The sequence below is a fragment of the Streptomyces sp. NPDC031225 genome, assembly GCF_055570355.1.
Genome location: NZ_JBVIHJ010000006.1, coordinates 42,439 through 55,289 on the forward strand (window position 1 = coordinate 42,439; position 12,851 = coordinate 55,289).

Consider the following 12,851-nt stretch of genomic DNA (forward strand, 5'->3'; position numbering starts at 1 on the left):
GCGCTCTGACCGCGCAGGATCGCCAGGTTGCCGGCGGGGACGAGTGGACCGGTGCGCTCTCACTGCGGCAAGGCCACGACCATCAGCCTGGCCGTGGCTGAGGCCGTAAGGCGTGGCCGGTGGCCCACCACAGAGTGAACCGGGCATCAGTGCCGCCTGCCCGGATGGGGAGTCGTCGACGGCGACGCCAATGGCGAGCACCCATCGCGACACCACTCCATGCCATCAAGCCCGCGCCGACTCGGCCGCCCCCTCCGCAGAGCGGGCTAGCCGACGGCAAGCGGCGCGGGCGGCCACCGCGAACGTCTCCGAGTTCTCAGAGTGTGATGCCGTCGATGACATGGCCGAGGAAGCCGGCCGCGGTGCCGCCGTCGCAGACACGGTGGTCGAAGGTCAGAGACAGGTGCAGAACCTTGCGCACCTCCACACGGCCGTTCACGGCCCAGGGGCGGTCGAGGATTCGGCCGACGCCGAGCATGGCCGTCTGGGGGTGGTTGAGGAGGGGCGTGGCTCCGTCGACGTTCAGCGGGCCGTAGTTGTTGAGGGTGAAGGTGCCGCCGGTGCGGTGTTCGGCGGGGAGTGCGCCACGCCGGGCCAGGGCGGTGAGGCGGCGCAGTTCGGCGGTGAGTTCTTCGAACGGCAGCCTGTCGGCGTGCCGTACGACGGGGACGATCAGGCCGTGGTCGGTCTGCGCCGCGAAGCCGAGGTGCACGTACGGAAGCCGCACGGCCTCCGAACTCCCGGTGTCCACGCGGGCGTTCAGCTCAGGGAAGGCGGCGAGGGCGGCGAGGCAGGACTTGGCCAGCAACGGGAGGAGGCCCACGCCCTGAGCATCCCGGGCCGCGAGCAGGCCGGTGGCGTCGGCGTCGGCCCAGATGGTGACGGCGGGAACATCGCGCTGGGTGGTGAGGAACTTCCCGGCGGTGGCGTCGAGAGGGACTCGGGCGAAGGGCCTCTCGCCGGTTCCCTCGTCATCGGTGCGCGGAGTCTCGGTCGGCTTCGGCATGCGTACAAGACCGTCCCGGGCCCGGCCCGTCCCGTACCCGGTGAGCAACGCGCCCGATCCCGTCTCCGGGCCTGACTCCGTGACTGACAGCAGCGGTGCCCCGACCTGCACGCTCTCTCCAGCGCGACAGTGCAGGGCGGTGACCGTTCCGGCGAAGGGGCTCGGCAGGTCGACGACGGACTTGGCCGTCTCGACCTCGGCGACGGTCTGGTCGTGGGTGACGTGGTCGCCGACGGCGACCTTCCACTCCAGTACCTCAGCCTCCGTCAATCCCTCGCCCAGGTCGGGCAGTCGGAAAGTCCGGACGGTTCCGTGTGCGGTCTCCGACCGGTCGTCGGAAGCGGGGATCCGGCGCCGCGCTCCCGATCCGCCGGTGGGTAGCAGTCGGCGCAGAGCGGCCAACACCCGGCCCACGTCCGGCACATGGACGCCCTCCAGCAACGGCGGCGGATACGGGATGTCGAGACCCGTGACCCGCAGCACCGGCGCGCGCAACGCGTCGAAGCAGCATTCCTGCACCCGTGCCACGATCTCGGCGCCGACGCCGGCGAACCCCTGGGCCTCGTGCAGCACCAGACAGCGGCCGGTGCGCCGTACCGACGCGGTGAGGGTGTGGTCGTCGAGCGGGACAAGGGTGCGCAGGTCGAGCACCTCCACGTCCAGGCCGTCGGCCGCCGCCTCGCGCGCCGCCGTCAGGGCCACGTCGAGGGAGGGGCCGTAGGTGACGAGCGTGGCGTCCGTTCCCGGGCGGCGTACCGCCGCGGTGCCGAACGGCTCGGTGTGCTGCGGCAGTTCGACGTCGTCCTTGGACCAGTAGTGACGTTTGGGCTCGAGGAACACCACCGGGTCCGGGTCGTCGATCGCCTCCCGCAGCAGCGAGTACGCGTCGGCGACCGTGGCGGGGGCCACGACTTTCAGGCCCGCGGTGTGCGCGTAGTACGCCTCGCTGGAGTCGCTGTGGTGCTCGACTCCCCCGATGCCGCCGCCGTACGGGACCCGGATCACCATGGGCAGGGCGAGGGCGCCGCGGGTGCGGTTGCGGAACTTGGCCACGTGGGAGGCGATCTGCTCGAACGCCGGGTAGGCGAACGCGTCGAACTGCATCTCCACCACCGGACGGAACCCGGCCATCGCCAGACCGACCGCGAGGCCCACGATGCCCGCCTCGGCGACCGGGGTGTCGAAGCAGCGGTGTTCGCCGAAGGTGTCCCGGAGTCCGTCGGTGATCCGGAAGACACCTCCGAGGCGGCCGACGTCCTCGCCGAAGACCAGGACCCGTTCGTCCGCCTGGAGCGCGTCCCTCAGGGCGGTGTTCAGGGCCTTCGCCATGGTGGTCCCGGTGGTTCGGTTCTCACCCGACCTCGCCCCAACCGACGTCCCCGTCGCCTGCGTTGCCTCCGTCATCTCAGATCCTCCCCGACTCGGCCCGCAGTCGCGCCCGTTGTTCGGTCAGGTGAGGCGTCGGGGTGCTGAACACGTGGTCGAACAATCCGAGCGGATCCAGGGCCGGTTCCTCGGTGAACCGGGTGCGCACTTCGGCCGCGTACGCCTCGGCCTCGGCCGCGACGGCCGCGATGTCGTCCTCGGTGAGCAGACCGCGCTCGCGCAGCCAGTTCTCCAGCCGGTCGATCGGATCGCGTCCGCGCCACTGCTCGGTCTCCTCGGGTGACCGGTAGCGGGACGGATCGTCGGCGCTGGTGTGGGGGGCCATGCGGTAGGTGTGCGCCTCGACCAGCCAGGGGCCGCCACCCGCGCGGGCGTCCTCGACCGCGCTGGTCAGGACGGCGAGTACGGCCGCCGCGTCGTTGCCGTCCACCTGCTCCGAACGGACGCCGTAGCCGATGCCCTTGTACGCCAGGCTCGGTGCCGCGCTCTGGGCGGCGAGCGGGACGGAGATGGCGTAGCGGTTGTTCTGTACCAGGAAGACGACGGGGGCCCGCAGTACGCCCGCGAGGCCGAGGGCTTCATGGAAGTCTCCCTCGCTCGTGGCGCCGTCGCCGACGAGTGCGAGGGCGACGGTGTCCGTGCCCTTGAGTCGCTCGCCGTGGGCGAGTCCGGTGGCGTGCGCGGCGTGCGTGGCCAGCGGGGTGCACTGCGGTGCCGTACGACGGCTCACGGGATCGTAGCCGCAGTGGCCGTCACCGCGGAGCAGGGTCAGTGCCTCGACGGGGTCGATGCCCCGGCTGACCAGTGCCACGCAGTCGCGGTAGGTGGGGAACAGCCAGTCGGACGGGCGCAGGGCGAGCGCCGCGCCGATCTGGCAGGCCTCCTGGCCGAGGCTGGACGGGTGCACCGCCAGCCTGCCCTGTCGGGCGAGCGTGGTGGCCTGCTCGTCGAAGCGACGGCCGACGACCATTTTCCGGTACGCGCTGAGCAGCAGTGCGGATTCCGGCATTTGGTATTCGACGTCACCGTTCGATTGCCGAGGCTTTGCTATTTCCTGGAGAAGGCGGACCGGAAACCGGGATGGCAGCCATGGCGACGGAGAAGGAGCAAACGAATTCTCTGCCCCTCCCGGCATCACTTCATGCATAGGACTCTCGCTCAATTCCTCGCCGTCCTCTCGTCCGGGAGCCTGCGCCCCGAGGTACGCGAACAGGCATAACACGCCGTCACGTGCACGTCAGGTAAGGCGAGATGAAGCGGAACTGAACAGTCCAAAGGTATGGACCAGTCCGATGTTCGGGGCGCAATGTCAACCGACAGTTGAGGAGATCGTAACCTTCGGTCCGCCCGTTCTTCAGGAATTCCCGGGTGCAATTGGCCCGCGAAGCACGGCCCTTCGGAAGGCAATGGAATGTCCCGAGTACACCCCCAGGTACACGCGGGAAACCGTCACTACTCGATCGTCTGTTCTTCCTGCGGAGCCCGCTACGAGGACGACGGACTCATCCTCGACTGCCCTGGTGCGCACGAACCGGCGTTCCTGCGCACCGAGTACGCCGGCGCCCAGGCCCCGCACACCGCGACCGGCCTGTTCCGGCACGCCCGACTGCTGCCCGTGGCCAGGGCCTTCCCCGACACGCCCGGCCCGGTCGTACACCGCGCCGACCGGCTCGGGAGCCGCATCGGACTCAACCGTCTGTGGGTCGCCTTCAACGGTCACTGGCCCGAACGCGGAGCGTCGCTGCCGACCTGCACGTTCAAGGACCTGGAGGCGTACACGGTGCTCGGCCGACTGCCCGCCGACCCGCCCGTCCTGGTGATCCCCTCGGCGGGCAACACCGCCGCCGCCTTCGCCTGGGCCGCGACCCGCCATCAGGTGCCCTGCCTGATCGTGGTGCCCGCCCCGGCCCTGGACGGCATGTGCTTCCCGGACCCGCTGGCCCCGTGCGTACGCATCGTCGTCCTCGACGGCGGCGCCACCTACAGCGATGCCATCGCCTGCGCCGACCTGCTGGCGCGGCTCCCCGGCCACCGGGCGGAGGGTGGCGCCCGCAACGTCGGTCGCCGCGACGGCCTGGGCACCGTGATGCTCGCCGCGGCCGAGACCCTCGGGCGCCTCCCGCAGACGTACGTCCAGGCGGTCGGCAGCGGCACGGGGGCCATCGGGGCACACGAGGCGGCGCGCCGGATCCGCTCGGCGGGCGAACCGATGCCGCGCCTGCTGATGTGTCAGAACGCTCCGTTCGCTCCGCTGTTCGAGGCATGGCATCGCGGCGGCCCGGCGCCCGCGGACCGTGAGCGCGATCCACTGGCCCGTGAACTGACCAACCGCCGCCCGCCGTTCACCGTGCGGGGTGGGGTGCGCGAGGTTCTCGGCGAGAGCGGCGGCGACGTCCTGTGCGTCGACAACTCCGCCGCGCTCGCCGCGATGGCGCTGTTCGAGGAGATCGAGGGCATCGACATCGAGCCCGGCGCCGGTGTCGCCCTGGCGGCCCTCGCCGACGCGGTACGCGCCGGGTGCGTCGATCGCGACGAGCTGGTCCTGCTCAACATCACCGGCGGCGGACGGGCCCGGCAGGCCCGCGAGATCCCGCTCGTCCCCGCCGAGCCCTGGCTGCGCGTCCCGTGGCCCAAGGACGGCGACGGTCCCCGCAGGGTCGCCGAACAGGTGAGCCTGCGCCTGTCGTACGCGCCCGTCGGCTCGGGAGCGGCCCGTTGACCCGTCCGCACCTCCGCCTGATCACCCGGCCGACATCGGTCACCACCCCCACCGGAGCACGCCGATGACCACCACTCGATGGATCGAACCGTCCGCCGCCCAGCGTTCGATATGGTTCGGACAGCGACTCGACAGCGCCGGTGCCGCCTACAACGTGGGTGAGTACACGGAGATCCACGGCCCTCTCGATCCGGGCCTGATGCGCACGGCCGTACAGCGGGTGGTGGACGCCACACAGACGCTGCACTCCCGGTTCACGGCCGCCGACACCGGCGTACGACTGCTCCTGGACGCCGATCCCACGTGTGCGATGCCCGTGGTCGACGCGTCGGACGCCGAGGCTGCCGGGCGGTGGATGGCGGACGACTTCGCCATGTCCTTCGATCTGGAGCGGGGCCCGCTCTTCCGCTACGCGCTGCTGCGGCTCGCCGACGACCACTGGATCTGGTACCAGGCGTACCACCACATCGCCGTCGACGGCTTCAGCTGTTCCCTGATCGCCCGCCGGGTGGCCGACGCGTACAACGCGCTCGCCGAGGGTGCACGCAGGTTGTCGCCCTCCCTCGACCAGCAGCGGTCCCCGCTGCCGCTCGCGCCGCTGGTCGCCGCCGACGACGCGTACCGCGCGGACGGGCGGCACGAACGGGACCGGGCGTACTGGATGCGTGCCCTCACCGACCGCCCCGACCCGGTGAGTCTGTCCGCGCGCCCTCCGCGCATCGCCGGCGGCTTCCTGCGCCGTACGGGTCATCTCCCCGCTGCGGCGGGCGACTTGGTGCACGCCGCAGCCGAACGCGCCGGGACCCGTTGGTCCCGTGTGGTCCTCGCGGGCACCGCCGCCTATCTGCACGCGCTCACGGGAACCAGGGACGTCGTGCTCGGCCTCGCGGTAACCGGCCGGGAGAGCGAGAGCGAACTCTCCACTCCGGGCATGGCGTCCAACGTGCTTCCGCTGCGGCTTTCGGTGCGCCCGGACACCACCGCCGCCGACCTCGTGCGGCAGACCGCCCGCGCCACCCGCGGCCTGCTCGCACACCAGCGCCTGCGGGGAGAGGATCTGCGCCGGGCGCTCGACTGGCCGCAGGACGGGCGCCGCTTCTTCGGTCCGGTCGTCAACATCATGGCTTTCGGGCCGGAGTTGCGCTTCGCCGGGCACCCGACGACCCGCCACAACCTGTCCACGGGGCCGGTCGAGGACCTGGCGGTCAACGTCTACGACCGCGCTGACGGCGACGGCATCCGCGTGGACCTCGACGCGAGCCCCGAGCACTACGGCGAAGACGAACTCAGCGCTCACCACCGCCGTTTGCTCCGCTTCCTGGAGCGGTTCGCGGCGGCGGCCCTGGAGGCGGGCACGGCGGTGGGCGGGGTCGAGACGGCCCTGCCGGGTGAGGAGTCGCGGCTCGACGGCTCGCCACCCGTCGCAGGGGCCGGCGGGGTTCCCGCGGTCTTCGCCGCCCGCGTGGCCGCCGACCCGGACGGCCCGGCCGTCGTCCACGGAGACCGCACGACCAGTTACCGGCAGCTCAGCCAACGCGCCAACCGGCTCGCGCACCGCCTGCTGCGGCTCGGCGTCCGCCCGGAGGACCGGGTCGCGGTCCTGATGCGCCGCTCCGACGACCTCCTCACAGCCCTGCTGGCCGTCCTGAAAGCGGGCGGCGCCTACGTCGGCCTCGACCCGCGCGCCCCCTCCGCGCGCACCCTGCGGCTGCTGGCGCAGACCGGCGCGGCGGTGCTCCTGACCGACAGCGAGGGTGAGACGTACGACGGTCTGCGCGTCGTCTGCGTCACCGATCCCTCGCTCGCCGCGGAGCCGGACACCGCGCCCGCTGTGCTCGTGCACCCGGACCAACTGGCGTACGTCAGCTTCACGTCAGGCTCCACCGGCGTGCCCAGGGGCGTCGCCGTCACGCATCGGGACATCACCGCGCTGGCCGCCGACTCGGCGTTCGGCGGCGGGGCGCACGCTCGGGTCCTGGTGCACTCGCCGACGGCGTTCGACGCATCGACGTACGAGGTGTGGGTGCCGCTGCTGGGCGGAGGCACCGCCGTGGTCGCGGGCCCGGACGAGGACGTGGACGCCGTCGCAGTGGCCCGGCTGACGGCACGGCACCGGCTGACCGCGGTGTGGTTGACCGCGGGGCTGTTCCGGCTCGCCGTCGAACAGGACCCGGGCTGTTTCGCCGGGCTCCGTCAGGTGTGGGCCGGTGGCGAGGCCGTCCCCGCGGCCTCGGTGCGCAGGGTCCTGGCAGCCTGCCCGGGGCTGACTGTCACCAACGGCTACGGCCCGACCGAGACGACCACGTTCGCCACCAGCCGCCCCTGCACCGACCCGGCCACGATTCCCGACGCGCTGCCCATCGGACGCCCGCTGGACGGCATGCGCTGCTACGTGCTCGGCGACGGTCTGCGCCCTGTTCCGCACGGCACGGTCGGTGACCTGTACGTCGCCGGGCCCGGCGTGGCCCGCGGCTATCTCGGCCGCCCCGACGCCACCGCCGGACGCTTCACCGCGGACCCGTACGGCCCGCCCGGCGCCCGCATGTACCGCACCGGAGACCGCGTCCGGCTCACCGACGAGGGTGAACTCGAGTTCCACGGGCGGGCCGACGACCAGGTCAAGCTACGCGGTTTCCGCATCGAGCCCGGCGAGATCGAGGCCGTCCTGACCTCGCATCCGGCGGTCGCCCAGGCCGTGGTGCTGGTGCGGGAGGAACGCCTGATCGCCTATACGGTGCCGGCCGGAAGCACGGCCCCGCGCACCCTGCCGACCGGGAGCACGGACGCGGACGCACCGCCCGCCCACCCGACCGGGGGCACGGACCCGCACGCCCTGCACGCCCACCTCGCCGAGCACCTGCCCGACCACATGGTCCCGGCCGCCGTCGTACACCTGGACCGGCTGCCGCTGACCGCCAACGGCAAGCTCGACCGCGGCGCCCTGCCGGCCCCGTTCACGCGGAGCGGCGACAGCCGTGCCCCGCGCACCCCGCTGGAGGAGACCCTCTGCGGTCTCTTCGCCGACGTCCTGGGGCTGCCGGCCGTCGGTCCCGACGACAGCTTCTTCGCCCTCGGCGGCCACTCGCTGCTCGCCCTGCGGCTGATCGGCCGCATCCGCGACACCCTGGGTACGGAACTGACGCTGCGCCATGTCTTCGCGGCGCCCACGCCTGCGGCGCTGGCCGCTGCGGTCGACCCGAGCACCGTCGTACGGCCGGTCTCCCGGCCGGTGCCGGGGGCCGTCCCCGACCGGGCCCCGCTGTCGTCCGCCCAGCGGCGCCTGTGGTTCCTCGACCGGCTGGAGGAGTCGGGCGTGGCCTACCATGTCCCGCTCGCCCTACGGCTGAGAGGGGCGGGGCTCGATCCGGACGCCCTCGGTGAGGCGCTGGCCGACCTGGTCACCCGGCACGAGATCCTGCGCACCGTCTACCCGGACGTCGACGGCATCCCGTGTCAGCGGCTGCTGGACCCGGCGACGGCCAGGCCCCGGCTCCACGGTGAGCGAGCCGCGCCGCACGAACTACCGGAGCGGCTGGCCGAGTTGGCGGGTCAGGAGTTCCGGCTGGCCGACGACATCCCGATCCGCGCCCACCTCCTCACCCTCGGCCCCGACGAACACGTCCTGCTGCTGGTCCTGCACCACATAGCCGCCGACGGGCGCTCCCTCGATCCCCTGGTCCGCGATCTGTCGACCGCCTACCGCGCCCGGCACGAAGGCCGCGAACCCGACTGGGCGCCGCTGCCGGTGCAGTACGCCGACTTCGCCGTCTGGCAGCGGCAGCACCTGCTCGACAGCACCCTGCTGGACCCGCAACTCGCCTACTGGCAAAACAACTTGGCGGACCTGCCCGACGAACTCGCGCTCCCCGTCGACCGTCCCCGCCCGACCCGCGCCACGCACCGGGGCGGCGATGTGCCCGTACGGCTGGACCCTGAGCTGCACCGGCGGCTGCGTGAGCTGGCCGGGGAGACCGGGACCACACCGTTCATGATCGTCCAGGCGGGGCTCGCCGCCCTGCTGACCCGTCTCGGCGCCGGTACTGACATCCCGCTGGGCACCCCGGTCGCGGGCCGCTCCGACGAGGTACTGGACGACCTGGTCGGGTGTTTCCTCAACACCCTCGTCCTGCGCACCGACACCTCCGGCTCCCCCACCTTCCGGGAGCTCCTTGACCGGGTCCGGGAGGCCGATCTCGCCGCCTACGCCCACCAGGATCTGCCGTTCGAGCAGCTGGTCGAGGCCCTCAATCCGCCTCGCTCAACGGCCCGGCACCCCCTGTTCCAGGTGATGCTCGCCTTCCACCCCGACACCACCGGACCCCGCCTCGAACTGCCGGGTCTCACCGCCGAAACGGTCCCCGTGGAGACGGGGGCCACCAAGATCGACCTCACCTTCAACCTCGGCGAGCGCACTGCCCCCGACGGCTCCCCGGACGGCATCGAGGGCATCCTCCAGTACAATGCCGACCTCTTCGACCGCGAGACGGCCACGGAGTTCGCCTCCAGGCTGGAGCGGCTCCTGCGGGCCGCGGTCGAGGATCCCGGCCGGCCCGTGGGGGCGCTGGACATCCTGGGCGCGGACGAACGGCGCCGCCTGCTCGTCGAGTACAACGACACCGCGCGCCATGTGCCGCAGACGACCTTCCCGCGGCTCTTCGAGGCCCGCGCGGCCGAGCAGCCGGACGCGGTGGCCGTCTCGCACACCCGCAACGAGCTGACGTACGGTCAACTGGACCTGCGGGCTGAGAAATTGGCCCGGGTCCTGGTCTCGCACGGGGCCGGACCGGGCGGGATCGTCGCCTTCGCGCTCCCCCGCTCCGTCGACATCGCGGTTGCCGTACTGGCCGTGCTCAAGACAGGTGCCGCCTACCTGCCGCTCGATCCGGAGCACCCCGCCGAGCGCACCGCGCAGCTGCTGTCCGACGCCGACCCGGTGTGTGTCATCGCCCGGGAACCGCTGGACACCGACTGCCCGGTGGTGAGCCCGGACGCGGAAGCTCCCATCTTCGAGGGCGAGTTGGCGAAGGCCCGGCCCGCCGACCCGGCCTACCTCATCTACACCTCCGGTACCACCGGGCGCCCCAAGGGCGTCGTCGTCGAGCACCGCAACCTCACGACGTACGTGGCCCGTTGCATCGAGACGTACCCGAGTCTGCGCGGCGCCTCGCTGCTGCACGCGACGATGTCCTTCGACGCCACGGTCACGACCTTGCACGGAGCGCTCGCGGCAGGGGGCCGGGTACACATCGCGGCCGTGCACGAGGCGGGCACCGAGCCGCTGCCCGGCGGCTACACGTTCCTCAAGGCCACCCCCAGCCATCTGGCGCTGCTGCCCGCGCTACCACACGACATCTCACCCAGCGGCGAGTTCATGCTGGGCGGCGAGGCACTGGTGGGCGAGGCCCTGCGCGCCTGGCGCCGGGACCACCCCGGTGTGCGGCTGATCAACCACTACGGGCCGACCGAGGTCACCGTCGGTTGCACCGACCACCGCATCGACCCCGGCGACGTCCTGCCGTCGGGCCCGGTGTCGATCGGGCGCCCCATGTGGAACACCCGTGCGCACGTCCTGGACGCCTGGCTGAACCCCGTCCCGGTCGGTGTCGAGGGCGAGTTGTACGTGGCCGGCGACCTGGTGGCCCGGGGGTACTTGAACCGGCCCGGCCTGACCGCCGAGCGGTTCGTCGCCGACCCGTACGGCCCGCCGGGCACCCGGATGTACCGCACCGGCGACCTGGCCGTGCGCCGCGCCGACGGCACTCTGGTGCTGCGCGGCCGGGCCGACGGCCAGCTGAAGATCCGGGGCCTGAGGATCGAGCCGGGCGAGATCGAGGGCGTCCTCACCGCCCACGGCGGGGTCGAGCAGGCCGCGGTGGTGGTGCGCGAGGACGCCCCCGGAGTCCGGCGGCTGGTCGGATACCTGGTGGGACCGGCCGGGGCCGACGTCGCCGCCGTACGGGCGTACGCGGCCCGGCGGCTGCCCGGGCACATGGTCCCGGAGGCGTTCGTGGTGCTGGACGCGCTGCCGATGACACCCAACGGCAAGCTGGACCGGGCAGCGCTGCCCGCCCCTGAGGCACGGACCGGGAGCCGGGCCCCGCACACCGCGCAGGAGATGATCCTGCGCGATCTGTTCGCCGAGGTTCTCGGGCTTGACCCGGACGAAACGGGCGCGGAGGACGGCTTCTTCGACCTCGGTGGGGACAGCATCGCCTCCATCCACCTCGTCAGCCGGGCCCTCGCGGCCGGGCTGCGGCTGACCCCGCGGGACGTGTTCGAGCACCGCACGGCGGCCGGTCTCGCCGCCGTGGCCGCGAGCCGGCCCGCCGTGTCCCGGGGGCCCGCGCGGGAGTCGGGCGTCGGTGACCTGCCGCTCACCCCGGCCATGCACCGCCTGCGCCAACGCGGCGGACCCGTAGGAGCGTTCAGCCAGTCGCTGCTCCTCGTCACCCCGGCGGGCACCGACGAGACAGGGCTGGCCGCCGCCCTGACGGCCGTAATCGATCACCATGACGCGCTGCGGCTTCGGGTGGCGACGGAAGGCGACTGGACCTCGCACATCCCGCCGGCCGGGAGCGTGAAGGCTCCGCTGGAGCGGATCGGCGTACCGGACGGCGACTTCGAGTCCGCACTCCCCCGTCGTGCGCCCCGACTGAGCCCGGATCGGGGCGAGTTGGTACGAGCGGTCTGGTACGACGCCGGCCCCGATCGCCCGGGCCGACTGCTGCTGACGATCCACCACCTGGCCGTGGACGCCGTGTCCTGGGGCATCGTCCGTGCCGACCTGGCCGCCGCCCGGCGGGGAGACGAGCTGCCGCCGTCCGGTACCCCGTTCCGGCACTGGGCACGGCTGCTGCACCGCGAGGCCGAGGCGCGCGGTGCCGAACTCAACCTCTGGCGCCGCACATTGGCGGCCCCGACGCCGGGCGTACGACACCCCGACCCCGCGCGGGATGTCGTCGGCAGTCTGCGCCACCTCACCCGCGTCCTGGCGCCCGAGCCCACCGCCGACCTGCTGACCACGGTCCCCGCCGCCTTCCGCACGGGCCCCGAAGACGTCCTCCTCGCCGCCCTCGCTCTCGCCTTCGCCCGCGGACGACGACACCCGGCGCTGCTGGTGGACATCGAGCGGCACGGGCGGGAGGAACTGGCCGAGGGGGTGGACCTCTCCCGCACGGTGGGCTGGTTCACCAGCGTGGTCCCGGCCCGCCTCGACCTCACCGGGCTCGACCTCGGCGATCCCGCGCAGATCCTGCGCGGCGTGAAGGAGCAGCTGCGGGCCGTCCCCGACCACGGCATCGGGCACGGCCTGCTGCGCCACCTGAACCCGGAGACCGGCCCGCTCCTGGCCGCCCTCCAGACACCGGCAATCGGCTTCAACTACCTGGGCCGCACCTCCGGTGAACGGTCCGATGACTGGTCGATCGCCCCCGAGGAACTCCCCGGCACGCTCGCCCTCGGCACCCACCACGACCCTGCCCTGCCCGTCGCCCACGGCCTGGAGATCACCGCCGTGGCCGGAGTGGAGGGGCTGCGCGCCACCTGGTCGTGGGTGCCCGGCATCTGGTCCGAGGACGAGGTGAGCGCCCTCGCCGACCTGTGGTCCGAGGCGCTGACCGCCCTCTCCCACACCACGGCGGCGGGCGGACACACCCCGTCCGACCTGCCGCTGGTGTCGCTGTCCCAAGCAGAGATCGACGAACTCGAAGCCGAGTTCGGAAGCGAGTGGAGGTAACCCAC

Annotated in this window: 4 protein-coding genes and 1 pseudogene; 2 read left to right on the top strand and 3 right to left on the bottom strand. The window is 72.7% G+C overall.

The window, feature by feature from the left end; all coding sequences use genetic code 11:
- Window positions 1-316: 316 nt before the first annotated feature.
- From ACZ48Z_RS11975 to ACZ48Z_RS11985, 3 genes and pseudogenes are all read right to left on the bottom strand, one after another.
- A complete protein-coding gene (locus ACZ48Z_RS11975; protein ID WP_468735993.1) occupies window positions 317-1,411 on the bottom strand; it encodes a dihydrolipoamide acetyltransferase family protein in 1,095 nt (364 codons plus the stop codon).
- Window positions 1,388-2,410, bottom strand: a pseudogene (locus tag ACZ48Z_RS11980) (alpha-ketoacid dehydrogenase subunit beta); the annotation flags it as partial. The gene ACZ48Z_RS11975 and the pseudogene ACZ48Z_RS11980, both read right to left, overlap by 24 nt.
- A gap of 1 nt (window position 2,411) precedes the next feature.
- A complete protein-coding gene (locus ACZ48Z_RS11985; RefSeq protein WP_468735696.1) occupies window positions 2,412-3,401 on the bottom strand; it encodes a thiamine pyrophosphate-dependent dehydrogenase E1 component subunit alpha in 990 nt (329 codons plus the stop codon).
- 402 nt (window positions 3,402-3,803) lie between these two features.
- On the opposite strand from ACZ48Z_RS11985, the gene ACZ48Z_RS11990 reads away from it, so the two are divergent.
- Both ACZ48Z_RS11990 and ACZ48Z_RS11995 read left to right on the top strand, forming a co-directional pair.
- Window positions 3,804-5,111: a cysteate synthase gene (locus ACZ48Z_RS11990; protein ID WP_468735697.1), complete on the top strand. Its 1,308-nt coding sequence runs from the start codon at window positions 3,804-3,806 to the stop codon at window positions 5,109-5,111.
- Between the two features lie 64 nt (window positions 5,112-5,175).
- A complete protein-coding gene (locus ACZ48Z_RS11995) occupies window positions 5,176-12,846 on the top strand; it encodes an amino acid adenylation domain-containing protein (protein WP_468735698.1) in 7,671 nt (2,556 codons plus the stop codon).
- Window positions 12,847-12,851: the final 5 nt, after the last annotated feature.